Raw genomic sequence first — 26,279 nt, 5'->3', positions numbered from 1 at the left:
CCTCTGCGCGGCCGGTCCTCTGCGCGGATGGCCCGACCTCAGGGGGTGGCCAGCCGCCGCTCCAGAACCTCGATCTCCTCGGCGCCCCGGTGCACCCGGAACGCGGTGTGGTACGTCCGGGATTCGCCGGGGCCCAGCCAGATCATGCTGCCGTCCTCGCGGGCCGCCGCGTCACCGGCCACGTGGTGCGTCGACGGCTCCAGGCCGACGGCGTAGTCTCCGGCGCGCAGATTGAGCCACTGGAAGAAGCACGGGAACTCCTCGGCCCGCCAGGTGACGCTGACCGCCGTCTCCAGCCGGTCGTTGACGACCGCCGCCCCGGTGAGCCCGTCCCCGTCGGCGGCGAGGGCGTGCTCGTAGACCTGCTCCACGAAGCCCGGCAGCGGGGGCGGCATCACCCGGTTGTCCACGCCCTGCTCGGCGACGCTGTCGCTGTGCCACAGCGTCTTCACCACCGGTGCGAGGACACGGGACCCCTCGTCGAGCAGCGGCCAGCCGAGGTTGATGTGGTACAGGTACATGTGCGGGGTGGGGTCGAACCCGGCGTTGACCACGGTGTCGACCAGGCGGATCTCGTCCCCGCCGAGGTCGGCCTCGATCCGCCGGGTCAGCCGGAGGCGCTCGCCGAAGATCGCGGCCTGCCGGACCTCGCCCTCCGCCCAGAGCACGCACCGCTCGCCGTCCCACCGCTCGCCGTACCCGGTCAGCCGGGCGGGGATGTTGCCGACCCTGCCGTGCAGGCCGTGCCGGGCCGTGCGCCGCGGCGGGTACCGGTACGCCGTCGCGTCCACCTCGCCGCCGAACAGCGTGTGGTCGAGACCGGCGGTGACGATCAGGCCGGAGAAGGAACGCAGCCACGACAGCCCGTCCTCGTCGGCGTGCTCGTGCAGCCCGGGGTGGCGGAAACCGGTGGCGGACCGCCAGCCGAAGGCCCGGCCCGCGTGCTCGGCGGCGCCGATGTCCATGCAGCGGTCGACGAGCACGTCGAACGCCAGGCCGCTGCCGGTGCGGAACTCCAGGGTCCGGATGCCCCGCTCGACTCCGTCGCCCAGCGTGACGAGCCGCACCCCTCCGGCGGCGCTCAGGTCGCCCGCCCGCGCGGCGAGGTCCTGCCTGCCCAGATCCTGCCCGTGCATCCTCACGACATCACCCATCCTCCGTTGACCTCGACCGTCTGGCCGGTGACGAACGACGCGTCGGGCCCGGCGAGGAAGGACACGACCGCCGCCAGCTCCTCTCCCCGGCCGCGCCGCTTCAGCGACTGCCGCTCCAGCACGAAGCGGTGGTACTCCTCCGGATCCGGGTGGATCTTCTCCGCGTCCGTCGGGAAGGCTCCCGGGGAGACGCAGTTGACCCGGATCTCGTGCGGCCCGAGCTCCCGGGCCAGCGCTCTGGTGAGCGCGGCGGCGGCACCCTTCGTCGAGACGTAGGCCGCGAGGTCGGCCCAGCCGCCGTGCATGGTGATCGACGCGATGTTCACGATCGCCCCTCCCCCGGTGGGGACCATCTGGGCGGTCGCGGCCTGCGCGGCGATCCAGTACGCCCGCTGGTTGACGGCGACGACGTCGTCGTACTCGGCGAGCGGGACCTCACGGAACGGACGGCTGGGGTAGACGGCCGCGTTGTTCACCAGGATCCCCACCGGGCCCAGCTCCTCCGCGGTGCGGGCGAACGCGCCGTCGATGGCGGTGGCGTCCCGCAGGTCCACGGTGAGGGGGAGGGCCGTGCCGCCCTGCTTCTCCACCAGCCGCGCCGTCTCCTCGACCGCGGCGGCGGTGATGTCGAGCACGGCCACGGCGTGGCCGTCCGACGCGAGCCTGAGGGCGATCGACCGGCCGAGGGCGCCGCCCGCTCCGGTGACGAGTGCCGTCGTCATATCTCGCCTCCCAAATTCCGACATCTATTACTTATGTTCTTTAAATCCGGCAAAAACCACATCAGTCTCACAGCTCCCTTGTCATCGGCGGCCGGTCACGGGCCGCGCGGCACGCCAGAGCGCGTCGAGCCGGTCGAGCAGGGCGGGGTGCGGCGTCCCCGCGGCGAGCCCGTCGCGGACGACGGCCGACGCCCCGGCCTGGAAACCGATGAAACCGGGGAAGCGCGGCCGGATCCAGGCGGCCTTCAGCGTGGGCAGGGTGTCGCGGTAGAAACCGCCGAACCGGGCGTTCACCCCGTCGTCGGTCCAGGCGGCGAGGGCGGCGGGCTGGCCGTCCTCCGCCGGGAAGAGCTCCGTCTGGACCGGCTCGGACAGCAGCCTGCGCAGGTGCGCGCGGACCGCGTCGCGCTCGCCGGGACCCGCCACCCGGGCCGACACGGCGAGGCCGGTGCCGCCGAGCACGCTGCCGGGCCGCCGGCCGGGCCGCCACACGGGTGCCCCGGCGGCGGTGAGGCGGCGGTGCCCCTCGCGCGCGCGGTGGTAGGAGGCGTACCCGTAGACGAGCGGGCAGTAGGCGGGCCCCCCGTCGCCGGCCATCGCGGAGAGGACCCCGATGGGGTTGCGCCGCGACACCTCCGGGTCGGTCAGCGCGGCGAGCTGCGCGAGCAGGTCGAGCACGGCCAGGCCGGTGGTGCGGGGCACGAACTCCTCGTCCCGGGTCCCCGGTTCCGCACCGGCGGAGACGGCGACGGCGCAGAACGTCAGGAAGGCGTGCGGTCCGCCGAGGCAGAGCGCCACCGGCGCCGAACGCGCCAGGCCGGCGACCTCCTCCCAGGTCTGCGGGAGTTCCCCGGCGAGCAGGTCGGGCCGGGCCACCGCCACCTGGGTGGCCGCGTCGAGCGGCAGTGCCCAGGTCCGGCCGTCGAGGGTGTAGCTGTCGAACGACGGCCCGACCGTGCGGGCCCGCCACCCGGCGAGCTCGTCCGCGCCGAACAGCTCGTCCATCGCCACCAGGCAGCCGGACTCGACGGCGGCACCCAGCCCGGGATGGTCGACGACCAGCAGGTCGTACCGCTGCGCCAGCAGGGCGATCGGCTCGGCCTCGAACCCCTCCAGCGACTGGCGTTCCCAGCGCAGCGCGCCGACGGCGGGGCCGTACCGGTGCGTCCCGGCCTCGTCGAGGCGGGCCAGCCGCAGCAGCGGCGCGTAACCGCGCGGGTGATCCCAGGTGAGGCCGAGGAGCCCGCCCGCCGCCGCGTCTCCCCCACCGGTAAGCCCACTCACCGCCGCGTCACCGCCGAGAAGCCCGCCCGCCGCCGCGTCACCGCCGCCGGGGAGCCCCGCCGTCCGCCCTCCCCCGGGTGGTCCGGCCGCCGTCACTCCCGTCACTCCTCCTCCACGGCCACGACGCCGGCCTCCACCAGGCCGTCGAGCCGGTCGGCGGGCAGGCCGAGCTCGGCCAGGATCTCCCGGGTGTGCTGCCCGGCCAGCGGGGCGCCCCGCCGCACCTCGGGCGGCGTCGCGCTGAACCCGTACGGGAACCCCGGGGTCGTCACCTGCCCTTCCGTCGGATGGTCGTAGGTGACGAAGGACCCGTTGTGCCGCACCTGCGGGTCGTCCACGACGTCGGCGTAGGAGTGGACCGGGCCCGCCCAGATGCCGTGCGCGGTGAACAGCTCCAGCCACTCGGCCGCGGTGCGCCGCAACAGCCGCTCGCGGACGACGGCGGTGATCTCGTCCCGGCGGGTGTGGCCGTCGACGTCCGTGTCGAGACCGGCCAACTCCGGCGCGTCGAGGACCGCGGCGAGCTCGGGCAGCGGCGGCATCGCCAGCGCCAGATAGCCGTCCGCGGTCGCGAACACGCCGTACGGCGCGCGGATGTAGGTGTGTCCGTGCGGTTCGGCGCCGCGGCGCTGCGGCACGCCCCCCACGGTGAAGATCGACAGTTCCTGCATCTGCACGGCGATGGCGGCGTCCAGCATGTTGACCGTCACCCGCTGCCCCTCGCCGGTCCGCTCCCGGTGGAGCAGGGCGGCGAGCGCACCCTCGAAGGCGCTGTAGGCGGTGATCGCGTCGATGGCGTAGGTGCCGGAGGGCAGCGGGGCGTCCGACTCCCGCCCGGTGCTGAACATGGCCCCGCTCATCGCCTGCAGCAGCAGGTCCTGGCCCGGCCGGGTGGCGTAGGGGCCGGACTCGCCGTACCCCGACATCGACACGTAGACGATGCGCGGGTTGATCCCGCGGATCGTCTCGTAGTCCATGCCGAGCCGTTCGGCCACGCCGGGCCGGTAGTTCTGCAGGAAGACGTCGGCGGTGCGGGCGAGGTCGTGGACGATCCGGCGGCCCTCCTCCGACTTGAGGTTCACCGCGAGACTGCGCTTGTTCCGGTTCAGCGACAGGAAGGACGCGTTCACGCGCTTGCCCGTGGCCCCGCCGGCCGGGGCGTGGCGCTGCCACTCCCCGGTCACCGGTTCGACCTTCACCACGTCGGCGCCCAGGTCGCCCAGGCGCATCGCGGCGAGCGGCCCGGCCATCGCGATCGACAGGTCGATCACGCGGTAGCCGTCCAGGATTCCCATGCTCATCCCCCTCAGCGGCCGGTGAAGCGGGGTTCGCGCCGCTGCGCGAACGCCTGTCGTCCCTCGGCCGCGTCCTGTGTCGCGAAACAGATGGTCTGCAGGTCACGCTCGTACTGGATGGCCTGGTCGAGCGGCATCGAGTAGGTCGCGTGCAGGTTGGCCTTGGCGGTCTGCGCCGCGATCGGGGCCTGGGCCGCGATGCGGCCGGCCAGCTCCCGGGCGGTCGGCAGCAGGTCGTCCGGTTCGACGACCCGGCTGACCAGCCCCCAGGCGAGCGCCTGCGGCGCGTCGATCGGGTCGCCGGTGAGCAGCATGAGCGCGGCGTTGCTCGGCCCGGCGCTGTGCGCGAGCAGGGCGGACTGCCCCGTGCCGCCGATCCACCCGAGTTTGATCTCGGGTGCGGCGAAGGTCGCGCCGGCCGCGGCCAGCCGGATGTCGCACGACATGGCCAGCTCCAGGCCGCCTCCGTAGGCGTAGCCGTTGACCGCCGCGATCACCGGCTTGCGGATGGAGCGCACGCTGTCGCCGTAGTCGCGGCGGTTGCGGAACCGCCAGGCGGTGTCGTAGCCGTCGAGCTCGCGGATGTCGCTGCCGACGCAGAAGGACCGCTGCCCGGCCCCGGTCAGCACGACCACGCGGACGGCCGGGTCCTCGTTCACCGCCTCCGCGTGGTCGCGCAGGGCGTCGGCCATCTCCGGGGTGACGGCGTTCAGCTTGGCCGGCCGGTTCAGGGTCAGGACGGCGACCGGGCCGTCGACGTCGAGCACGACGCCCGTCGGTTCGCTCATGGGGTGGTGTCACCTCGCTGGTCCGGGGCAGGCACGCGCCTGCCCGCCCCCGGGGCGTGGGTCACGCCCCGGGGGTGGTTCGTCACGGAGTACGTATGTACGGGTATGGGGGATGTACGGCGGGCCGGGGATGCGCGGCCCCGTCGTGCCGGCTCTCAGCCGCCGCAGCAGAGCCGGATGTGCTGCTCGGCGTCGGCCCGCGCGACCTCGACCACGTCGCGCATGGCCTCCTCCGCCTTGCGGTGGTGGTGGCGGCGGATGGCCACCGCCACCCGCTCGTGGTTGGGCAGCGTCTCCTTGTTGTGGGCGATCGCCCGGGTGTGCACCTGCCGCACCGAGCGCAGGGCGATGCTGATCATCTCGTAGATGTAGAGGAGCAGGTCGTTGCCGCTGGCCGCGAACACCGCCCGGTGGAAGCCGAGGTCGGCCTCGATGAAGGCGTCCGGGTCGTCGGCGGTCGCGTACAGCGCGGCCAGGGCCTCGTCGATGCCGCGGACACCCTCGGCGTCCGCCCGCTCGGCGGCGACCCGCGCCGCGCCGGGCTCCAGCGCGATCCGCAGATCCGCCAGCATCCGGACGTCGCGCGGTTCAGGGGTGGGGACGAACCGCCAGCTCAGCACGTCGGGGTCGAGGAGGTTCCAGGAGTCACGCGGACGCACCCGGGTTCCGGCGCTGGTCCGGCTGGCCAGCAGCCCCTTGCCCGCGAGCACCTTCACGCCTTCGCGGACCGCGGACCGCCCGACGCCGAGTTCGGCGACGAGTTGCTCCTCGGTCGGCAGCGGGTTGCCCGGGTCGAGTTCGCCCGTCACGATCCGCTGTCCGAGCGTGTGCACCACACGGGCGTGCCGGGGGCCTTCCGGGTACGGGCGAGTGACCACCTGGTCTCCTCAGGTCCTTGTCGGGAGCCCGGCGGGGGGAAGACCCGCCGGGGGCTGGACGGTGACGGTCCCCATCAGATCAGACACCGACCTCGATCATCTTGTCGTCGACGAACTGCTTGGCCGCCGGGGCCTCGTCCTCGGTCACGTGCTCGATGATCACCGTCATGTTGGGGTGCCGCGCGGCCAGCAGCTCGAAGAACAGGGGGTAGTTCAACGCCCCCTGGCCCGGCCCGTGCAGCTCCATGGCGCCGACCCCGCGGAAGGAGAGGTACTCCGCCGCGCCGGTCTCCGCGTGCTTCTCCCCGGTGTCGGTGGCGCGGGCGACGTCCTTGGCGTGCGCGATGCGGATCTTGTCACCGAGGTCGGCGAACAACCGGCGCATCACCCCGTCCATGTCGTCGAGGTTGTGGTCCTCGTAGTAGTTGGTGGGGTCCATCACCAGGCCGAGGTGCGGGCTGTCGATGTCGCGGAAGAGCCGGAGCGTGGCGTCGATGGAACCGATCACGTTGTTGACGTAGGTCTCCACGCAGAAGACCGCGTCGTGCTCGCGGGCCACCTCGACCAGCTCGCCCACCGCCTCCAGGCACTCGGCGTAGCCCGCCTCGGTGGTGTTGCGCGGGTGCGGGGCCCAGTCGCTGTCGGTGTTGAACGTGCCGGTCTCACTGATCACGTACGGCGTGCCGAGGGCACGGCCGTTGCGGATCAGCGACTTGAGCCGCTCGTTGCGCCGCTTCCGCTCCTCCAGGTCGGGGTGGACGATGTTGGTGTAGCCGGAGACGCTCACGATGGGCAGGTCGTGCCGCCGGTAGGTGTCGCGGATCTCCCGGCACTGCCGCTCGCTCAGCTCTCCCTCCGCGTACGCGGGGTCGGCGAAGTCGAGGTCGAACTGCACGGCGTTGAACCCGTGCGCGCGGATCCGGCGCGCGGTCTCCGCCAGATCGTGTTGGTAGATACCGGAGAAGATGCCGACCTGGAGCACTGTGGACCTCCTTGGTGGGGGCTGGAACGGTTCTAGAGGAATTCGGCCAGGGGCACGGCGCGGTGCTCGGCGAGCGAGCGGTACGCCGCCTCGACCAGCGCCATGGTGCGCAGGTTGTCGCGGGCGTCGAGCGCGGGACGCTCGCCCCGGGCCACGGCGTACTGGAGCTGCTCCATCACCCCGGCGAAGGCGTCGGGGAACCAGCACGTGGACCAGGTGGGCTCGACCCAGCTCCCGCCGGTGTTCTTGCTGCTGTAGCGCAGCGTGCTCGGTGAGCCGTCGGGGTAGTCGGGCCAGCCGATGGTGCCCTGGGCCAGCCCGTCGGTGCCCTCCACCCGCCACCGGATCCCGGTGTCGGAGTCGACGCCCTGGTCGACCGGGCCGGTCCAGACGTCGTCGAGGCTGACCGCGAGCGCGCCGCTCTCGAACCGGATGGTCGAGACGACCACGCCGTCGGTGTGCGCGAAGGGGGTGCGCGGGTCGGTCCGGGCCGCCGTGTAGACGTCGACGGGTTCGCCGAGCAGGAAGCGCAGCACGTCGAGGTGGTGGATGCTCATGTTGAGCAGGGTCAGGCGGCCGTAGTCGGCCAGGAACGGCTGCCAGTGGGGCACCGCCCGCATGTCGATCGTCGCGGTGACGATCTCGCCCAGCTCTCCCCGGTCGATGAGCTGCCGCAGGACCCGCATCGACTGGTCGTAGCGCATGTTCTGGTTGATCGAGAGGGTCTTGCCGGCCGCCTCGGCCTCCTCGACGAGGGCTTGGGCGTCCGCGAGGGACAGCGCGAAGGGCTTCTGGGCGAGGATGCCCTTGATGTGCGGCTGCCGCAGCGCCCGGCGGATCAGGTCGGGCTGCAGGTGCGGCGGGTAGGCGATGTCGAGGATCTCGACCTGCTCGTCCTCGATCAGCTCCTCCGGTGTGGCGTGCACGGTGGGGATGTCCCAGCGCCGCGCGACCTCCGCGGCCCGTTCCCCGGTCCGCGACGCGAGGGCCCGTACGGTGAAGCCCGCCCGGCGGTAGGCGTCGAGCTGGACGTCGGCCATGATGAATCCCGCGCCGATCGCCCCGATCCCGAAGTCCCTGCACCGGATGGGCGGGTCCGGCAGCAGTCCTGTGGTTTCCCCCACGCTTCCTCCTAGAGCGCCCTAACCAGGGCGATTACCGGGGTGTGAGCGGTTTCACTGCCGGGAGCGTAGCCCGGAGCACGACGGAATGACTAGACCTTTCATCAGATGAAGTTTTTCGATCATCTGATGAACCTTGACCCGGCGGAGAGGGCCCGCCTACCGTCTTGCCCATGGGGCCAAAGGACCCGACCGGCCGCCGGAGCGCGGCGGCGGGGGCTTCCGGCCAAGGCGCCGACGGACCGGCGGGAGCCTCGGCCGAGTCGCCGACGGACCCCCGACCGGCCGTCGGCAGGCGTCGGCGAAGTCGCCGGCGAGGTCGCCGGCGGAGCCCGGCAGCGAAGGAGAAGCCGTGCACATCGTGCGTTACACCACCGGCGACGGCGGCCCGGCGCGGGTCGGTCTCGCGGAGCGGATCCCCGGGGAGGTGCGGGAGCTCGGCGGGGTCGCCACCCTCGGCGAGCTGCTCCGGCTGCGCCTGCCGGAGATCCGGGAGCGCTGCGAGAGCGGCCCCGGCCCCGCGGCCGGTGACGCGCGGCTGCTGCCCCCGGTCGACGGCCGGATGGAGGTCTGGGCGGCCGGGGTCACCTACCGGCGGTCCAGGGAGGCCCGGGTCGCCGAGAGCGAGCGGGCGGCGAGCGTGTACGAGCTGGTCTACGACGCCGATCGGCCGGAGTTGTTCTTCAAGTCGGCGGCGTGGCGGGTGACCGGGGACGGCGGGCGGGTGTCCGTCCGCGCCGACTCCCCGGTGAACGTCCCCGAGCCCGAGCTGGCCCTGGTGCTCAACCGGCACGGCGAGATCGTGGGCTACACCGTCTGCAACGACATGAGCTCCCGCAGCATCGAGGGCGAGAACCCGCTCTACCTGCCGCAGGCCAAGATCTACCTGGGCGGCTGCGCGGTCGGACCGGCGATCCGCCCGGCCTGGGAGGTCCCCGACCCGTACGCCCTGGAGATCACGCTCGCCATCCGCCGCGGGGACGGGGTGGTGTGGGACGGCAGGTCGTCGACCTCCGAGCTGCACCGCAAGCTCGACGAGCTGGCCGGATACCTGTTCCGCGAGGACGTCTTCCCGGACGGGGCCGTGCTCGCCACCGGCACGAGCCTGGTCCCCGAGCTGCCGTTCACCCTCCTGCCGGACGACGAGATCACGATCGCGATCGGCGAGGTGGGCAGCCTGACCAGCACGGTCGTCCACGGCAAGGCCGGCATGGGCCCGCTCGCGGACCTGTAGGGACCGGCCGCGGCCGGGACCCGCGCGGAGGCGTCCTGTGCGCGGCCCGATCGGAGGCGTCCACGCGGGGGCCTGTGCGCGGGCGACCTTCACACGGACGGCCACGCGGGGGCCTGTGCGCGGCCTTCACGCGGAGGCTTCCGCGCGGGCGGCCACGCGGGACGCTCGTATGAGCTTCCGCGCGGGTCAGGAGGAGCGCGGCGCCGGGCGACGGCGCCGCCAGGCCTCCAGGATGTGCGTGGACATGGCGCTCGCCGCCCCGTCGGGGTCGCGGGCGAGCAGACAGCGGTACACCTCGGCGTGGCCGGCGTTGGACAGCTCACAGTCTTCGGGCCGGGGGTGCCCGGTGTAGCGGAGGCTGGTGCGCGCCTCGGCGTGCACGGTGCGGACGACGGCCCGGCCGAGCCGGTTGCCCGAGGCCGTCATCACCCGCTCGTGGAAGGCCACGTCGGTCTCGACGAACAGCTCCGGGGTACGGGTCTGGGCGGTCAGCCGCTCCAGGACCGCCTCGATCTCGCGCAGGTCGGCGTCGGTCGCGGCCAGGGCGGCCTGCGCGGCCATCTGCGACTCCAGCGCCTGCCGGACGTCGACGAGCTGGTCGAGCGTCCGCAGCTCGTCGTCGTGCCGCACGGTGGCGGACAGCACCATGGGGTCGAGGAGGTTCCAGTCGTCCTCATCGGTCACGCTCGTGCCCGATCCCTGCCTGGCCCGCACCAGCCCCTTCTCCTCCAGGACCTTCACGGCCTCACGGATCGTCGTGCGGCTCACGTCGAACGTCTCGCACAGGACGGGCTCGGGCGGCAGCGGCGTGCCCGGCGGGAAGTGGCCGGCGACGATCCGGTCGACCAGTGTGCTCACCACGACCGAGGCCAGCCGCCTGGGGCGTTTGGGCCACCGCTCCGGCAGGAGCGACTCCAGACCCGCCCCGGTGGGGGAAACCGCCATCAACCTGACCGCCTTCTCCGCACGGATGTCCGCTCCATGGTACGCCAGGAACCCTTGACAGCAGACGTATGACGACTTACGTTACATCGAAATTTCGCGGTTATTGAGGGGTGTTTCTTGCGCATCACCCATGTTGAGAGTTACCGGATCTTCCAGCCCGCCACGGAGCCCGGCTTCGTGTGGCGTGACGGCCTGCTCGGAAGTCCGCCGGACGGCGAAGGCGCCGTGTTGCGCATCGCCACGGACGAGGGCGTCGAAGGGGTGGCGCTCGCGCCGCGGCGGGGCACCGGCCCGCTGCTGGAGGACCTGGTCGAGCGGGTGCTCCGCGCGGAGCTGGTCGGCCAGGACCCCCTCCGGCGCGAGTGGCTCTGGCACCGCATGTGGGAGCTGGACCGCACCGAGGAGTTCCCGCTCTACCTCCTCGGCCTGGTGGACGTGGCGCTGTGGGACCTCGCCGGCCGGCACGCGGGGCTGCCGGTCTGGCAGCTGCTCGGCGGATACCGCACCTCGATCCCCGCCTACGCGTCGACCGTCACCTACTCCTCGATCAAGGAGTACCTCGACATCGCCGACCAGGCGCTCGAACTGGGCTACCCGGCGATCAAGCTGCACGCCTGGGGCGACGCCCGCAGGGACGCCAAGCTGTCGATCGCGCTGCGCGAGCACGTGGGCGACGACGTCCCGCTGATGTTCGACGGATCGGCCGGCTTCGACCTGCCCGACGCCGTCCACCTCGGGCACGCGCTCTCCGACGCCGGCTACCTCTGGTACGAGGAGCCCATGCGGGAGTTCAGCGTCACCGCCTACAAGCGCCTCGCCGACGCGGTGACCGTGCCGCTGCTGGTCGCCGAGACCTCCGACGGCGCGCACATGAACTCGGCGGACTTCATCCACGCCGGCGCCGCGACCTTCGGCGTCCGGGCCGGCACCCAGCTCCGGGGAGGCTTCACCGGTTCCATGCGCACGGCCCACCTGGCCGACGCCTACCGGCTGCGGGCGGAGGTGCACGGCCCGGAGATCCCCAACCGGCACCTCTGCATGGCGATCTCCAACACCACCTACTACGAGTCGCTGGTGTTCGGCAATCCGATCACCCGGGAGAGCGGAATCGACGACAGGGGGTTCGTCCACGCTCCGACGGGACCCGGCGTGGCACTCCCCGCCGGTCTCGACTACCCCTCCGTCCTCCAGCAGTACGTCGACCGGGACTCGGCGGCGCCGAAAGCCTAGCCGGACCCCTCAGAGAGGTCACCAATGAGCACCAACGATTCGAAGCGGACCCGGCGGGCCGCCCTGACCGCGGTCCTCGCCTGCGCCGCCCTCGCCGCGGCGGCCTGCGGCAGCGCCGACCCCGGCGCGGGAGCGGCGGAGCCCAGAGCCGCCGCGGCGTTCACCCCGGCGCCCCAGGAGACCGGCGGTGAGATCCTCGTCTGGGCGGACGCCACCCGGGTCCCCGCGGTCGAGCAGTACCAGAAGGCCCATCCCGATGCGAAGATCAAGATCGTCACCTACAGCGGGAACGCGAACGGGGCCAACGACCTCCAGACCAAGGTGCAGCTGTTCGACCGCACCGGCTCCGGATGGCCCGACGTCGCCTTCAGCACCACCTTCGGTGACGTGGCGTGGGCCTCGGCGGGCGGCGCCCAGGGCAGGCAGCCGTACGCCGCTCCGGTGAACCGCGGAGTGATCGACAAGTCCGTCCTCGACGGTTTCGCCACCGGCGCGCTCGACCCGTGCACGGTCGGCGGTGACGTCTACTGCGTGCGCAACGACCTGGCGCAGAACGTGCTCTGGTACAACAAGAAGCTCATGGCCGACTTCGGCTACGAGGTGCCCACCACCTGGGAGGAGTACCGGGCACTCGGCGAGAAGGTCGCCAAGGAGCACCCCGGTTACCTGGTCGGCACGGCCGGCGACCCGTGGGCCCCGGAGGTGTACTTCTGGGCCAGCCAGTGCCCCGCCAGCACGCTGACCGCCCCCAAGAAGGTCACCGTCGACCTCGGCGGCGACAAGTGCACCCGGATGGCCACCCTGGTCGACAGTCTGATCGCCACCGGTTCGATCTCCAAGGAGAGCGTGTTCGGCGCCGGCTTCATCAAGGAAAAGGCGGACAAGATCCTGATGCTGCCCGGCCCGTCCTGGTACGGGCAGGTCCTGTTCGCCTCCACCTTCAAGACGCCCGACAAGCAGATCGCCGCGGCCTCGCCCCTGAAGTTCTCCGCCGAGCCGACGAACTACACGGGCAACGTCGGCGGCGGGGTGTGGTTCATCAGCTCCCACAGCAAGAACCTCAAGGCCGCGGCCGACCTCGTCACCTGGGTGACGACCTCGAACGACTACCAGGCCACCGCCGGCACCTACCCGGCCTTCAAGCAGGCGGCGACCGCCTGGCTGGAGAAGCAGAAGGAGAGCGGCTACTTCGCCGAGGACGTCTCCGCCGTGTTCACCGAGGCCGCCGGGCTGGTCTGGCCCGGCTGGTCGGCGACCCAGTACAGCCAGGAGGCGATCTACGCCTCGACCGTCGTGCCCGCGCTCAACGAGGGCAAGACGATCACTTCGGTCCTGGAGACCTGGGAGACGGCCATCAAGAACAAGGCCGCCTCGCTCGGCTACACGGTGGAATCTCCGTGACGACCCTTCCGGCATCCGCCCCCGGGCACCGCTCCGGCGCCCGGGGGACGGACGGCCCCGCACACCGCGCGGGTGACCCGTCGCGCCGGATGGGCGCCGTCTTCGTCAGCGGGTACGTCGTCCTGCTGCTCGCCTTCGGGGTGCTGCCCACGGTCTACGCCGTGTGGCTGTCGATCTCCAACTCCCGGGGGCAGCTCGTCGGGCTCGGCAACTTCATCCGGACCTTCGCCGACTACCGGTTCCTGTCCGCGTTCGGCCACGTGCTGCTCTACCTGGTCATCTGGCTGGGGACGCTCATGGGGCTCGTCGTCGGGCTCGCCCTGATGCTGCACGGCCGGATGCGCAGGACCAGCGCCGCCCTGCGGTTCCTGTACTACATCCCGGGTGCGCTGGCCGGGGTGGCGAGCGTCCTGCTCTGGCTGATCATGCTGGACCCGGCCGCCAGCCCCGCCGGATGGCTGCTGCGCGCCTTCGGCTGGGAGACCCTGGCCCAGGTGATCGCCCCGGACCACCTGCCCGCGCTGTTCACGGTCATCGCCTTCTGGACCGGCGCCGGCGGCTGGATCGTGATCATGTACGCCGCGCTCAACAACATCCCGGACGAGGTCCTGGAAGCGGCGCGCATCGACGGGGCGGGCGTCGTGCAGACCGCGCTGCGCATCCAGCTCCCCCTGCTCCGCAAATGGATCGCCTACATGCTCATCCTCGCATTCGCCGCCGGGACGCAGCTCTTCGTCGAGCCGCAACTGGTCTCCACCGTGAGCTGGGGGATGATCTCCGACAGCTGGTCGCCGAACCAGCTCTCCTACCTGTACGCCTTCCAGGCCGGCGACTTCCACGGAGCCGCCGCGCTCGCCGTCAACCTGATGGTGGTGGGCCTGGCCTGCGCGTCGGTCGTGGTCTTCCGCGCGGGGCTCTTCGAGAGGGACTGAAACCGTGCACATCGTGGACTCACCCGCGGGCTCCACCCGTCCGGCCGCGACGGGGCCGTCGCCCGCGGCACCCCGCCGGCGCGGCGGCGCGAGCACCGGCCTCCGTACCCGCGCCGCCGCGGCCCGGCTGCTGTGGACGCTGGTCACCGGGGCGTTCCTGGTCTTCTTCGCGCTGCCCGTGGTGTGGTTGCTCCTGGCCCCCACCAAGACCGACGGCCAGATCATCCGGGACGACCCGTTCTCCTTCGGGTCCCTGGACGGCGTCGTCACCGCCTGGCGCAACCTCTACTCCTTCCAGGACGGTGTGATCGTCAGCTGGCTGGAGAACTCGGCGGTGTACGCGTTCGGCGCGCTGCTCATCACACTGGTGACGAGCATCCCGGCGGGGTACGGCCTGGCCCTCACCCGGTTCGCCGGGCGGCGGCTGCTGCTGACCACCACGCTACTGGTGATGATCATGCCGAACGTGGCGCTGGTCCTCCCGCTCTACCTGGAGATGGAGGCCGTCGGCCTGGCGGGGACGATCTGGTCGGTCATCCTGCCGTTCTCGTTCTTCCCCTTCGGCGTGTACCTCACCTACATCTACTTCTCCTCCACCATCCCCCAGGATCTGCTGTCGGCGGCCCGCCTCGACGGCTGCTCGGAGTGGCGGGTCTTCACGAGCATCGCGCTGCCGCTGTCCAGGCCGATCGTGGCGCTGGTGGCCTTCTTCAGCTTCGTCGGCAACTGGAACAACTTCTTCCTGCCGTTCGTGATGCTCCCCGACAGCGCGCAGTACCCGGTCCAGGTGGGGCTGAACAACCTGCTCACCTCCTCGGCCGTGTTCAACACCTCCAGCGGCGTGGGGAACCAGATCATGCGGCCCGAACTGGCGCTGGCGACGATCGTCACCGTCATCCCCGTGCTGCTGGTCTTCCTGTTCTCCCAGCGGGCCCTGGTCTCCGGCATGCTGGCCGGGGCGACCAAGAACTGAACCTCCACGCCCCGGACGGAGAGGGCCGGACGGAGAGGGGCCGAGTGGAAAGAGGCGACCGGGAAGGGACCGGACGGAGAGAGGCCGGACGTTAACACGGTTTAATGGCGCCGTATCGCCCCGATCGTGACCGTGAAACAACGGGCGGCCAGGCTGCCCGCATGAGCGATGCACATGACACGGTCCCCGCACGCCCTCCACGTCCCCGCACCTCCGCCTCCTGGAAGCACGACGTGGCCGAGCTCGCCGCCCTGTTCGTCGCGGTCGGCCTCGCCCACCTGCTCGCCACCCTGCTCGGGCACGACGACCCGGGGCCGGTGGTGCTGGTCGGGCTGGGGGTGGCGCTCATCTGCGGCGCCGCCGTCCACAAGCGGCTCGCCGCCCGGCGCGGGCACCACCCGCGCCGGGCGGCGACGTCCCGGGAGAACGGCGCCGCCGACGTGGAGGAGCACCGGAACATGACCCTGTGGCGTATCCGCACCCGCGTGGTGGACCGGCCGGGCCGCCTGGCCGAGCTGGCCGGTGCCTTCGCCCGCCTGCGGTGCAACGTCCTCGCCCTGCAGATCGCGGCGACCGGCGGCACCGCCATCTCACCCGCGGGCTGCGACGCTCTCGACGAGTTCGTGATCGAGGCGCCCGCGGAGCTGACCGCCGCGGATCTCCGATCCGCGGTGGACGGTGCCGGCGGCGCCGACATCATCGTCGTACCGGCCCAGATCAAGGACCTCGTCGACCCCGGCGTCCAGGCCCTGGTTCTCGCCCACCGCGTCGCCGACGATCCCGACCAGCTGCCCCAGGCCATGTCGGAGCTGCTGCGCACTCCGGACGTCGAGTGGCGGCGTCCGGGCGACACGGTCGACGACGACGGCACCCTGAACACGACCATGGTGGTCTCCGTCCACGCCGAGCGCACCCTGCTGGTCAGGCGCCCCGCCCTGCCGTTCACCCCGCTGGACGCGGCCAGGGCCGCGGCGCTGGCCGCCACCGCCAGGCACCGCCGATACGCGGCCGGCGGCTGAACAGCGGACGGACGGCCGCGTTCACCACCGCGTTCCGGTCATCCGGGACGGGACGGACGGGCCACCGGAGGCCACCGGGAACCCCGGGCATCAGGCGGCGTCACCGCAGACCGTCGAAAAGGTCGTCCTCCCGGTCGGCGGCGGGGACGCGGCTGAAGTGGCGGATGAACGCCTCCTGGGCGAACACCCGGTGCTGGGCGTCGGCGGGCATGCGCAGCAGGAAGATGTTCTCGCCCTGGCTCGCGTGCGCCTCCAGCGCCTTGACCTTGCGCTCCACATGGGGTGTCACGTCGACGACGGCGGTGATCTGCTCCTCCGGCACACCGAAGTCCGGCGGGAGCTCCAGGTCTTCGGGGGCGGCGCCGCTGGACCGGAGGAAGTCGAACAGCTCGGCGATCCGCTCGCGGGGCACGGCCGTGTAGTAGAGCTTGGCGGGCACCCCGCTCAGCTCGGCCGCCGCGACGGTGATCCGGTGGGCCTGGATGTGGTCCGGGTGGCCGTACCCGCCGTTCTCGTCGTAGGTGACGACCACCTGCGGCCGGTAGCGCTCCATCAGCGCGGCCAGCCGGGCGGCCGACTGCTCGACGGGGACGTTCGCGAAGGCGTCCGGCGCCTGGTTGGCGGCCCAGCCGACCATTCCCGAGTCGCGGTGCCCGAGCAGCTCCAGGTGGTGGATCCCCAGGTGGGCCACGGACTCGCGGAGCTCCTCCAGCCGCCGCGCGCTCACGTCGGCCTCGTCGTGGCCTTCCTCCCCTGGCTTCACGCCGCCGGGGCCGTCGCCCTGCTCACCGTTCGTGCAGGTGACCAGGACGGTCCGGATGCCCTCGTCCGCGTATCGGGCGAGGATCCCGCCCGTCCCGATCACCTCGTCGTCGGGATGGGCGTGCACGGCCATCAGCGTCAGTTCGTCAACCATGGATCTCCGGTTCCTCCGTACGAGGGGCCACACGCCCCCGGCCACTCTACGGCGGCCCACCGGCGTCGGAGCGGGCCGGCGGCGTCTGTTCCAGACCGGTGAGCTCCAGGGCCTGCGTCCAGAGCCGTCCGGCGAGCACGGCGTCGGTGGCGACCGGCGCCGGTGGCCGTTCCTGATCCAGCTCGAAGTAGCGTCCGGTCACCCCGGCGACCTCGTCGGCCAGTGCCAGCCTGACCACGGGCCCGGCACCGACCTCCGGGCTCTTCCACAGCAGTTTCACGGCCTTGAGCAGGTAGCCCAGTGGGCCGCCGCGGTCTCCCAGCCCGGTGCGGATCACACCGGGGTGCACGGCGTTGACGGTCACCCCGGTGCCCTGCCAGCGCTCGGCGAACCGCGGCACCAGCAGCAGGTTGCACAGCTTGGTGTCGGCGTAGGTGCGCACCGGATGGAAGTCGAGCCCGGTGGGCGTGCGCTCGGGGTCGACCCGCCCCTTGACGTAGAGCCCGGCGCTGACCTGCACGACCCGCGCGGCGGAGGCCGTCAGCAGCGGCTCCAGCTCGTGGTTGAGCAGGAACGGCGCGAGGTGGTTGGTGGCGAACGCCTGCTCCAGCCCGTCCTCGTTGAGGACTCGGCGGCTCGGCCACAGACCGGCGTTGTGGACGAGCACGTCGATGCGGGGACAGCTGTCACGGAGCGCCTGCGCGGTCGCGCGCACCGTCCGGACGCTGGACAGGTCGCCGACGACCAGGCGCACGCGCGTCCCCGCCGAGGCGGCGAGCGCGCTCCGCGCGGCCTCACCCCGCTGCCCGTCACGTGCGACCAGCACCACCTCGCACCCGTTCCGCAGCAGTTCCGCGGCGACGGCGTACCCGATGCCCCGGCCGCCGCCCGTCACCACGGCCGTCGGGGCGGGAACCGACCGGCCTGTCTGCGCACTGTCCATGGCCGGAAGTGTAGGGAAAACTGGAGCGCCCCTCTAGAGCGAATCTCCAGTTCTTGTCACCGGAACACCCCGCCGGGAGGACGGCGACCGATGCCGACGCCTTCGCCCCGGACCACCCACACCCATGATCACGTGGCCCACCGGCGGAGGCCGGAGGATCCGGACACCTCGGACGACCCCGGCAGCCCGGACGATCCCGAAGAGCCGGACGAGCCCGGACAACCCCGGACTCCCCGGACGAGGCCGGACGACCCCGAAGGGCCGGACGGAAAGGCGCCGGAGACGCATCCCGAGGCCCCCACATCTCACCGCCTCACCATTAATCCATAAACCCCTTGAAATTCTGGCCCTCCCCCCGAAAAGCAGGTGAAGCCATTTAAATCTACTCACAGTTATTCTCAAACCACCTTGGCCGAAAGTGGACACAGGCCCACCCCGCCTCTCCCGGAAGAGTCCCGAGGAAGGTCCACCTCCCCCTACGGGAAAGCGAATCCGGCTCATCGCCGCACCTCGGAGCCGCTATCCATCTCCTCAAATCGTACTTTATTGCATATATAACATTTAATGGAGGCAATCTTATTTACATAAAATGTCAAGACGTTGATTTGCCTGGGGCTTAATGAGATACCGGATTCCGCACACCAACACCCTCATGGAGGAAATCCAGTGAAAATCCCCCCGAGCACTCAAAAGCCCAGCCGGCTCACCCGCCGTCTCGCGGTGACCCTGGGAGCCACCCTGGTCGCCGCGGCGATGGGCGGCGCGCAGGCCGCCACCGCACAGGACCCCGACAAGGACACCCGGACCCAGGCCATCAAGCAGGACGGCCCGGTGCCCGGAGGCTTCGCCTCGTGGCAGGAGCTCCTGGCCACCCAGGAGCGGCTGGTCAGCGCCGCCGACCGCGTCGCGGCGACGGCCCAGGCGCAGGGCGCCAACGGCTACGCCGGCATCGTCGTCGCGCCGGAGAACCGCGAGGTGCGCGTGTACTGGAAGGGGAACGCCCCCCAGGCGGTCGCCACCCTCGCCAGTGAGCTCCGCGACGAGGCGAACGTCAGGGTCATGCCGGCCCGGCACTCCGCGCGCCAACTGGCGAACGAGGCCGCCCGGATCACCCGGAGAGCCGGTGGTGCCATCACCTCGGTCGCGCCTCACCCGGACGGAACCGGTCTGACCGTGACCGGCCCGAACGCGAGCGCCGTCCGCTCCGCGGCCCGTGCCGCGGCCGTCGACTCGACGGTTCCGATCACCGTCGAGGTCGGCGTCACTCCGAAGCTGATGACACGCTGGAACGACTCCGCCCCCTGGTGGGGCGGGGCGGCCTGGCGTAACGCCAGCAGCGGCGGCGGCTGCTCCACCGGCTTCGCCGTCTGGCACGGGGGCGTGACCAAGATGCTCTCCGCCGGTCACTGCGGCTCGGTGGGCAACACGGCCACCGACCCGACCGGCGAGGTCATGGGTCCCATCTCCCAGGACAACGACGGCCGGGACGTGCTGCTGATCAACGCTCGCTCCGGCGGCCGGGTCTTCAACAACGCCATCGGCAACACCAGCGCCGAGTTCAGCAACCCGGTGATCGGCACCAGCGGCAGCTACGTCGGCATGTGGGTGTGCACCTCCGGCGCCTACTCCGGCACCAACTGCAACGTCCAGGTCAAGCAGACCGGCGTGAGCATCTGGGTCGGATACTGGATCACCGGCACCGTCCGGGCCGAGCAGGTCGCGCACACCAACGCCGTCGGGCAGGGTGACAGCGGTGGCCCGGTCGAGGTCGTCAACTCCGCCAACACCACCCAGGTGTACGCGGCGGGTGTGAACAGCGCCATCGACACGAGCACCGCGGTGCCGTGCACCGGCTACGTCACCAGCGGCCGGACCTGCGCGTGGCGGATGTACTACGCCCCGTGGAGCAACGCGGTGGCGGCCTTCCCCGGCATCTCCATCGTCCTGGGCTGACGCCCGGACCTGACCGATAACCCCAGGGAGGCCGGTGCGCACGCACCGGCCTCCCCCTTTTCGAGCCTCTTCTCACGCCCTTTTCCGGGCACGAACCCCCACACGTGGCTGAACGGTTCCCCGACCGGATCCGTTTCAGGTGTGTTGGCAAGCCTCGTCTCTGCCGGCTGGAGGAAACCATGGATTCGAACCATCGCACGAGCCGCGCGGTCACCGTTCTCACCGCGGCCCTCCTCTACTGCCTCCTCACCGCCGTGGCCGCGTGCGCAGCCCCCGGCCGGGCGGGTGCCGACGGCCCCGACCCCAGTCCGGGCGGCGGCTCCCCGCGGTACGGCCACGCGGAACTCGACGCGGCGGCGACGCGGATCGACGACTACCTGCGGCGGGACTACCCCGGACACTACGCGGGCGTCGTCCTCGACACCGCGGCCCCCGCGGTGGTCGTCTACCGCCGCGCGTCCGCCGAACTGGACGCCGCACTCCGCGGGAGGTTCACCGGCGTCCCCTTGCGACTGCGCGACGCGCCGCACTCGGCCCGGGAGCTGAACGCGCTCGCCGAACGAGTCCGGGGCGACGCCGACCATTGGCGGCGCCAGGGGATCACCATCACCTCGGTCGCCGCCCGCCCGGACGGCACCGCCGTCGAGGTCGGCACCCGGGAGGTCGCGAAGGCGACCGTGGAACTGCCGGAACGGTACGGGCGGGCGCCGTTGCGCGTCTTCGGGGAGAACCCCACGCTTCTCACCCCGTCCGGCTGATCCCCGCTCCCACCCCGTCCGGCTGACCTCCACTCCCCCACCCGGCCGGCCCCGCCTCCCCGCCCTCCGCCTCCCCCGCCGGGTCGGCGCGGTCACCGTCCGGTATGGTCGGCGCCGGGCGACCTCGGCGACGGCCCGGCGACGGATCCGTACGACGACCTTGTGCGACCGATCCCGCGGAACCGGGGCAGTACCGCGACACCGACCGAGGAAGCATGGAGCGCGACGACGTCACCCGGCACGGCCACCGGCCCGTCGCCCCCACCCCCCTCACCAGGACCGCCGACGTGGTGATCGTCGGAGCCGGGGTGCTGGGCGCCGCGACGGCGAGCAGGCTGGCGCGCGACGGGCACCGGGTGGTCGTGCTGGAGCGCGGTGCCCCGGGCCGGGAGGGGTCGGGCACCATCGCGGGTGACCTGCACGTGCAGGTCACCCGCATCCGCCGTCCCGGGGAGACCGCGCCGCCGGACGGCGCGCGACTCCTGCCGCTGCAACGGGCCGCGAGCGCGCTGTGGGAGACCGTCGAGGACGACCTGGGCGCCTCCGTCGAGTTGCGCCGCTGCGGCGGCTTCACCGTCGCCGAGACCGAGGGGCAGGTCCGGGAACTGCATGACAAGCACGGCAGGGAGATCGCAGCCGGCGTCGAGACGGAGGTCCTGGACGGTGACGCCGCGCGCTCGGCGCTGCCGCTGCTGGGGCCGGCCGTCGCGGCGGCGACCTGGTGCCCCTCCGACGGTTACGCCAACCCGCTGAAGGTCACCCCCGCCTACCTCGCCGACGCGGCGCGGCACGGGGCCGAACTGGTGCCGTTCACACCGGTCGAGCGGATCACCCGGACCGGCGGAACGTGGCGCGTCGAAGCGGGCGGACGGACCCTGGAGGCACCGGTCGTCGTCGACGCGGCCGGGCCGTGGCTGGGTGAGGTCGCCGCGCTGACCGGGGTCGGGCTGCGATTGACCCCGGTGACGCTCCAGATGCACGCCACCGTACGCGCTCCCGCCACGCTGCGACCCCTGGTACGGCACGCCGGCGCTGGCCTGTCGGTCAAGCAGGCCGCCGCGGGCAACCTGCTGGTCGGCGGCCGGTCGGCCGGAGCCGTGAACCTCGCCGGGCGGAGCGAGCCCGCGGTGGACGGCCTGGTGGGCGACATGGCGCTCGCCGTGCGGATGCTGCCGTTCATCCGGGACCTGCGGCTGCTGCGGGTGTGGGCGGGGCCGCTGGCGGCCACACCGGACGGGATGCCGGTGATCGGCGAGGTGCCGGGCATGCCCGGGTTCCTCGTCGCGGGCGGCACCCGCGCCTTCACCCTCGCACCGCTGTGGGCGGAGACGCTCGGCTGCCTGGTGGCGGGGACGGCGCCTCCGGTGGACGTCGCGGACCTGGGGCCGGACCGGCTGGTGCGGCGGAACCGCGCCGGGTGAGGCGCCTACAGCGCCTTGAGGAACCTGGCGGCGACGGGAGCCGCCACGGCGCCGCCGCCGCCCCCGTTCTCGACGAGCACCGCGAAGGCGAGATCGCCGCGATAGCCGATGAACCAGGCGTGGGACTCCTTACCCGCGACCTCGGCGGTGCCGGTCTTCCCGGCGGTCCCCTCCGGGAGTCCGGCCTGTGCCGCCGTCCCCTGGGTGACCACCGCACCCATCATCGTCCGCAGGCCGGCGGCCACGTTCTCCTCCAGCGGCACCGCGGGCGGCGCGTCGACGGGTGGCGCCTCGGTCATGATCGCGGGTCTCCAGGTTCCGCTCGCGACCGCGGCGGCGACCTCCGCCATGCACAGCGGACTGGCCAGCACCGAGTTCTGCCCGATGGCGTCGGAGCCCAGTTCGTCGGGGGTGGCGGCCTGCCCGATCCGGCAGGTGCTCTCACCGGGCTTCTCACGGAAACCGAAACGGTCGGCGGCCTCGGCGCGCAACCGGCCGTCGCGGAGCCGCTCGTGGGCCTGCTGCACGAAGCTGGTGTTGCAGGAGAGCGCGAAAGCCCGGGTGAGAGGCACGGTGCCGTGGTCGGCGCCGTGGTCGTTGGTGAAGGGCTTGGCGTTGGGGGCGGTGTAGGACGCCGGGCAGGGCACGGGCGAGTCGGGGGTCAGCCCGGCGCGCAGCAGCGCCGCGGCGGTCACCGCCTTGAACGTCGAACCCGGCGGGTAGAGGCCGGTGAACGCCCGCCGCCCACCACCCAGCGTGTCCGCCACCGCGCGCACCTGCCCGGTCGGGATGTCCACGGCCACGATCGCGGCGGGCCGCCCGACCCCGTCCAAGGCGCGGGCGGCGGCGGCCTGCACCGGCCGGGAGATCGTGGTCCGGGTGCCCTCCGGCGGCCGGGCGGGCGAGGCCAGCAGCACCCGTCCGCCGGGCTCCTCCACCACGGCGAGGTCGATCGCCGTGCCGGTCAGGCCGGTGTAGTAGTCGCCGGCCCTGCTCTCGCGGGGGAACGGCGTCCCCTCACGGGTGAGCGTGGCCGGCCGTCGGGCCCGGGTCTCGCGCAGGCGCAGGCTCACCCCGTCCCTGAGCGAGGGGTGGAGCGTCTCGGCCGACCAGAGCACCTGCCAGGTGCCGTTCTGCGGAGCCAGGCGCAGGACGGACGAGAACTCCCACGCACCCAGCCCGGCGACCTCGCGTACCCCGGAGAAGGGGACCTCGGCCGTGTCGCCCTCCCGGTGCGGCTGCCCGGGGGTCAGGGAGAGCGAGGAGACCTGCAGTTCGGTGTCGAAGCGGCGGTGCCGCTCGGCGAAGTCGGCCGGGGGGCCCGCGACCAGACCGGCCATGGTGGTGAGGTCACCGGCCCGCCACGCGTCGAAGTATCTGGCCGCGACCTGCTCGGGACCGTCCGGCGGGGCCGGGGTGGGCGTGGGGTCGAAGACGGGGCTGGGGGTGGGGTCCGGGACGGGGGAGAGCTCCACGACCTGCCCGGCCGAGCCGCCCGGCCGGGGTGAGGGGGCGGCGCCCACGCTGCCCGGTGCCATCAGCACCGCGTACACGCCGAACGCGGCGATCGCGACCGCAACGGCGATCAGCACGAGGAACCGCCGGCTGCGCATCGCGTCCACTCCCCTGGTGCTCCCCGGGTACCCGTCAGAGAAAAGATCGTAAAGGCGCCGTGCAGCGATGAACCAGGCTTTTCACTCAATCATCTGACATCGAGTGAATATGGGGCTTTTCCTTCACCGATTTGGTATCCGGCCGTGTTTCAGGACGGTTCGGCGGGGCCGAGCGGGGGCAGCCCGGCACCCACCCTCGCGAAGGTCTCCCTCAACCACAGGTGCGCGGCGTCGGCCTGGCGCACCGGGTGGTACCAGAACGCCTCCCGCAGGGGGGCGACCTCACCGGGACACGGCAGGATCCGGAAATCGGCGACTCCGCGCAGGCGGTTCGCCAGACGCTCCTGGATCAGCGCGACCCGGTCGGTGCCGGCGACCAGGAACGGCAGCGCTGGGAAGTTCTCCACGACGACCTCCGCCCTCGGTTCGACGCCGGGCATGTGGGGTCGACGGGCTGCCGAGGCGACGGCGGCCGGGCCGCGGGAGGCCGCCGCCCAGGGCAGGGAGTGCAGGTGCTCGGTGGTCAGGCCCTCCCGGAGGGCGGGGTTGTCCCGGTCGGCGATGACCACCCACCGGTCGGTGTAGACGTCGACGGCGGGGTAGGCCGAGATGAAGCCGTGCGGCATGAGCAGACCGTCCACCGAACGCAGCGCGGTGTCGGCGTCGTCGACGAGCGCGGGAGTGATCTGGACGAAGCGGATCCGGACCCGGGGCGCCTGGGCCCGCAACGTCCGGGTGAGCGCCTCACCCAGGACGGTGAGCGCGTGGTCGGAGGTGGCGACGGTGAACTCGTGCTCGAAGGACGCCGGGTCGAACTCCGGCCTGGCGGAGAAGACCCGCTGCACCACGCGTACGGCCAGCGCGGCCGGGTCGACCAGGGAGACGCCCAGCGGGGTCAGTTCGTAGCCGCCGCCGACCCTGATCATCAGGTCGTCGCCGAAGTGGCGGCGGAGTCTGCTCAGGCAGCCGCTCATGGCGGGCTGACTGAGCCCGATCCGTCGTCCGGCGCGGGTGACGTTGCGCTCCTGCAGCAACGCGTGCAGGGCGTTGAGGAGATTGAGATCCAGACTGTCCAGCCGCACCACGTCGCCCATCTGATGAATGAATATCGGTCATGCGAATATCGGTTTTTCAGATTGTCACCACGACGGAACGGTGATGGCAACAGTGTCGGCGACACTGCGGCGGGAACTCCTCCGCGTCCTTCCGGCGGCTTCGCCCCGGGCACGGTCGAGACGGCGGGCCAGAGTCCGGCCGGGAGGGCCGTCGCCCGCCTCGGCCCTCGGCACGGCCCTCGGCACGGCCCTCGGCACGGCCCTCGCCTCGCCGGGCTCCCCCGGCTCGGCGATCGGACTCAGTGTCCGGGCATCGCGATCGCCTCGCATCGTCGAATCCGGCCGTCACCCGGCGAGGCGCCGTGCCCGGATCTCGTCCGCCCGCCCCCGATGGCGGCCCTGCTGGACGGATGATTCCGTCCCCGCCCCCGTACAGGCGAAATGTCTAACCTCGGTTGCGGGCACACGGTGAGGTGGCACGATGCGGAGACGTGAGCGATAACGATCTTCTCAACGGCCGCACGTTCGTCATGGTCAGCTCGACGGCGAGCACGGTCGACCCGGACGGGCCCACCGAGTTCTCCTACCGGGAGGCCGGCGGGGTGGTGTGGGGTGACTACACCGGCGACACCGTGATCCACGGGCATTTCATCGGCACCCGGGACGGCGACCAGCTGAAGATGAACTACGTCCACCTGCTCAAGAGCGGTGAGCGCGCCGCCGGGCAGAGCGGCAGCCGCATCGAGGCCCTTCCCGACGGCCGTCTGCGCCTGGTCGAGGAGTTCCAGTTCGCCGGTGACGACACGGTGCACGTCAGCGTGTGCACCGAGGTCGCCTGAGAGAGACGCGCGGCCACCGGGGAACACCCCCTGAGGAGCCGGCCGGGCCCGGGTCCCCGCGGGAGGAGCCCCAGACCCCCACGGCAGGACGGCCCGGATCACCACGGAGGATCCCGGGTCACCGCTCCGGCGGGTCAGACACCCCGCTGGAGCTGGGCACGGCCCTCGGCCGCGCCCACGAAGCGCATCTTGCCCAGCGGCACGTCGGCGGCGGCCGGGTCGGGGGCCGGGCGGCGGACCTGCTGGCCGGCGCCTCGGTCGGTCGGCAGGACGTACGGACGCCTGAGCACCTCGTCGAGGATGAAGACGGTCTCAGTGGCCTTGACCGCCGGGATGTTGGCCAGCCGCTCGGTCACGAGGGTGTGGACGGCGGCGACGTCGGCCATCCGCACCTGGATCATCGCGTCGTGCTGGCCGGTGGTGATCGCACAGTACTCCACCTCGGGCATCTGGGCGAGTTGCGCGCGGAACTGGCGCCACATCTGCTGACGGACGGTGACGAAGACCAGCGCGGTGATGCCGAGACCGGCGCGGACGTGGTCGATCTCCGCGGTGAACCGCTTGATCGCGCCGTCGGCACGGAGCGCCTCGAACCTCGTGTAGGCGTTCGCCCGCGAGATCCCGACCCGCTCGGCGAGAGCCGCCACGGAGATCCTGCCGTTCTCCCGCAACACCTCAAGGATCTTCAGATGTGTCGCGTCGAGCTCCAGGCCGATGCCGATCCGTCCAGGCTGACCGCCCTCGTGAGCCTCGTTCCTTGACATTTTCGGCCACCACCCTATCCCTCGGTGCAGATTCGTCTCAGGTTACCGGTGTGACCTGG

Annotated in this window: 24 protein-coding genes; 10 read left to right on the top strand and 14 right to left on the bottom strand. The window is 72.1% G+C overall.

Annotation, left to right across the window (positions count from 1 at the left end; genetic code table 11):
• Positions 1-38 precede the first annotated feature (38 nt).
• The 8 genes from F4562_RS30545 to F4562_RS30510 all read right to left on the bottom strand — a co-directional run bounded on the left by F4562_RS30545 (position 39) and on the right by F4562_RS30510 (position 8,227).
• Complete coding sequence (locus F4562_RS30545; protein WP_221206554.1) at positions 39-1,154, bottom strand: aldose 1-epimerase family protein; 1,116 nt, start codon at positions 1,152-1,154, stop codon at positions 39-41.
• Positions 1,139-1,876 (bottom strand): SDR family NAD(P)-dependent oxidoreductase, encoded by a 738-nt coding sequence (locus F4562_RS30540; protein ID WP_184540037.1) that lies wholly within the window; start codon positions 1,874-1,876, stop codon positions 1,139-1,141. The genes F4562_RS30545 and F4562_RS30540 overlap by 16 nt, the downstream gene beginning before the upstream one ends.
• Before the next feature lie 81 nt (positions 1,877-1,957).
• Positions 1,958-3,160: an extracellular solute-binding protein gene (locus F4562_RS30535; RefSeq protein WP_184540035.1), complete on the bottom strand. Its 1,203-nt coding sequence runs from the start codon at positions 3,158-3,160 to the stop codon at positions 1,958-1,960.
• Between the two features lie 101 nt (positions 3,161-3,261).
• Positions 3,262-4,461, bottom strand: coding sequence for a CaiB/BaiF CoA transferase family protein (locus tag F4562_RS30530; RefSeq protein WP_221206552.1), 1,200 nt, complete (start codon positions 4,459-4,461; stop codon positions 3,262-3,264).
• A gap of 5 nt (positions 4,462-4,466) precedes the next feature.
• A complete protein-coding gene (locus tag F4562_RS30525) occupies positions 4,467-5,243 on the bottom strand; it encodes an enoyl-CoA hydratase/isomerase family protein (protein ID WP_184540033.1) in 777 nt (258 codons plus the stop codon).
• 155 nt (positions 5,244-5,398) lie between these two features.
• Complete coding sequence (locus F4562_RS36520) at positions 5,399-6,121, bottom strand: FadR/GntR family transcriptional regulator (protein WP_184540032.1); 723 nt, start codon at positions 6,119-6,121, stop codon at positions 5,399-5,401.
• Positions 6,122-6,200: 79 nt separating this feature from the next.
• A complete protein-coding gene (locus F4562_RS30515; protein ID WP_184540030.1) occupies positions 6,201-7,103 on the bottom strand; it encodes a sugar phosphate isomerase/epimerase family protein in 903 nt (300 codons plus the stop codon).
• 32 nt (positions 7,104-7,135) lie between these two features.
• Positions 7,136-8,227 carry a Gfo/Idh/MocA family protein gene (locus F4562_RS30510; protein WP_184540028.1) on the bottom strand — a complete coding sequence of 364 codons (1,092 nt, stop codon included), beginning with the start codon at positions 8,225-8,227 and terminating at the stop codon, positions 7,136-7,138.
• Between the two features lie 349 nt (positions 8,228-8,576).
• Between F4562_RS30510 and F4562_RS35460 the strand changes: the two genes are divergently transcribed.
• Complete coding sequence (locus F4562_RS35460; RefSeq protein ID WP_184540026.1) at positions 8,577-9,458, top strand: fumarylacetoacetate hydrolase family protein; 882 nt, start codon at positions 8,577-8,579, stop codon at positions 9,456-9,458.
• Positions 9,459-9,644: 186 nt separating this feature from the next.
• Here F4562_RS35460 and F4562_RS30500 read toward each other — a convergent pair whose 3' ends face one another.
• On the bottom strand, positions 9,645-10,403 hold the full coding sequence (locus tag F4562_RS30500) for a FadR/GntR family transcriptional regulator (RefSeq protein ID WP_184540024.1): 759 nt from the start codon (positions 10,401-10,403) through the stop codon (positions 9,645-9,647).
• A 117-nt stretch (positions 10,404-10,520) separates the two neighbouring features.
• On the opposite strand from F4562_RS30500, the gene F4562_RS30495 reads away from it, so the two are divergent.
• From F4562_RS30495 to F4562_RS30475, 5 genes are all read left to right on the top strand, one after another.
• Positions 10,521-11,633, top strand: a complete 1,113-nt coding sequence (locus F4562_RS30495) for an enolase C-terminal domain-like protein (protein WP_184540022.1) — start codon at positions 10,521-10,523, stop codon at positions 11,631-11,633.
• A gap of 24 nt (positions 11,634-11,657) precedes the next feature.
• A complete protein-coding gene (locus F4562_RS30490) occupies positions 11,658-13,034 on the top strand; it encodes an ABC transporter substrate-binding protein (protein ID WP_184540020.1) in 1,377 nt (458 codons plus the stop codon).
• On the top strand, positions 13,031-13,966 hold the full coding sequence (locus tag F4562_RS35455; RefSeq protein WP_221206549.1) for a carbohydrate ABC transporter permease: 936 nt from the start codon (positions 13,031-13,033) through the stop codon (positions 13,964-13,966). Before F4562_RS30490 ends, F4562_RS35455 begins: the two co-directional genes overlap by 4 nt.
• Positions 13,967-13,970: 4 nt before the next feature.
• Positions 13,971-14,939 (top strand): carbohydrate ABC transporter permease, encoded by a 969-nt coding sequence (locus tag F4562_RS30480; protein WP_221206548.1) that lies wholly within the window; start codon positions 13,971-13,973, stop codon positions 14,937-14,939.
• Positions 14,940-15,100: 161 nt separating this feature from the next.
• Positions 15,101-15,958 carry an ACT domain-containing protein gene (locus F4562_RS30475; RefSeq protein WP_184540018.1) on the top strand — a complete coding sequence of 286 codons (858 nt, stop codon included), beginning with the start codon at positions 15,101-15,103 and terminating at the stop codon, positions 15,956-15,958.
• A 100-nt stretch (positions 15,959-16,058) separates the two neighbouring features.
• Here F4562_RS30475 and F4562_RS30470 read toward each other — a convergent pair whose 3' ends face one another.
• Complete coding sequence (locus F4562_RS30470; RefSeq protein WP_184540016.1) at positions 16,059-16,874, bottom strand: PIG-L family deacetylase; 816 nt, start codon at positions 16,872-16,874, stop codon at positions 16,059-16,061.
• 46 nt (positions 16,875-16,920) lie between these two features.
• Complete coding sequence (locus tag F4562_RS30465) at positions 16,921-17,817, bottom strand: SDR family NAD(P)-dependent oxidoreductase (RefSeq protein ID WP_184540014.1); 897 nt, start codon at positions 17,815-17,817, stop codon at positions 16,921-16,923.
• Between the two features lie 666 nt (positions 17,818-18,483).
• On the opposite strand from F4562_RS30465, the gene F4562_RS30460 reads away from it, so the two are divergent.
• From F4562_RS30460 to F4562_RS30450, 3 genes are all read left to right on the top strand, one after another.
• Complete coding sequence (locus F4562_RS30460; protein WP_184540012.1) at positions 18,484-19,770, top strand: chymotrypsin family serine protease; 1,287 nt, start codon at positions 18,484-18,486, stop codon at positions 19,768-19,770.
• Between the two features lie 179 nt (positions 19,771-19,949).
• Positions 19,950-20,528, top strand: a complete 579-nt coding sequence (locus F4562_RS30455) for a hypothetical protein (protein WP_184540010.1) — start codon at positions 19,950-19,952, stop codon at positions 20,526-20,528.
• A 215-nt stretch (positions 20,529-20,743) separates the two neighbouring features.
• Complete coding sequence (locus F4562_RS30450; protein WP_184540008.1) at positions 20,744-21,949, top strand: NAD(P)/FAD-dependent oxidoreductase; 1,206 nt, start codon at positions 20,744-20,746, stop codon at positions 21,947-21,949.
• A 5-nt stretch (positions 21,950-21,954) separates the two neighbouring features.
• On the opposite strand, the gene F4562_RS30445 is transcribed toward F4562_RS30450, so the two are convergent.
• Both F4562_RS30445 and F4562_RS30440 read right to left on the bottom strand, forming a co-directional pair.
• A complete protein-coding gene (locus F4562_RS30445) occupies positions 21,955-23,562 on the bottom strand; it encodes a penicillin-binding transpeptidase domain-containing protein (RefSeq protein ID WP_184540006.1) in 1,608 nt (535 codons plus the stop codon).
• 149 nt (positions 23,563-23,711) lie between these two features.
• Positions 23,712-24,656 (bottom strand): LysR family transcriptional regulator, encoded by a 945-nt coding sequence (locus F4562_RS30440; protein ID WP_221206547.1) that lies wholly within the window; start codon positions 24,654-24,656, stop codon positions 23,712-23,714.
• 452 nt (positions 24,657-25,108) lie between these two features.
• Here F4562_RS30440 and F4562_RS30435 point away from each other — a divergent pair, with 452 nt between their 5' ends.
• Complete coding sequence (locus tag F4562_RS30435) at positions 25,109-25,456, top strand: avidin-fold protein (protein WP_184540004.1); 348 nt, start codon at positions 25,109-25,111, stop codon at positions 25,454-25,456.
• Positions 25,457-25,590: 134 nt separating this feature from the next.
• Here F4562_RS30435 and F4562_RS30430 read toward each other — a convergent pair whose 3' ends face one another.
• Positions 25,591-26,220, bottom strand: a complete 630-nt coding sequence (locus tag F4562_RS30430) for an Lrp/AsnC family transcriptional regulator (RefSeq protein ID WP_184540002.1) — start codon at positions 26,218-26,220, stop codon at positions 25,591-25,593.
• Positions 26,221-26,279: the final 59 nt, after the last annotated feature.

The sequence above is a fragment of the Streptosporangium becharense genome, from assembly GCF_014204985.1.
Lineage (GTDB): Bacteria > Actinomycetota > Actinomycetes > Streptosporangiales > Streptosporangiaceae > Streptosporangium > Streptosporangium becharense.
Note: the sequence above shows the minus strand (reverse complement) of the source record. Positions and strands in the feature narration are given on the sequence as shown.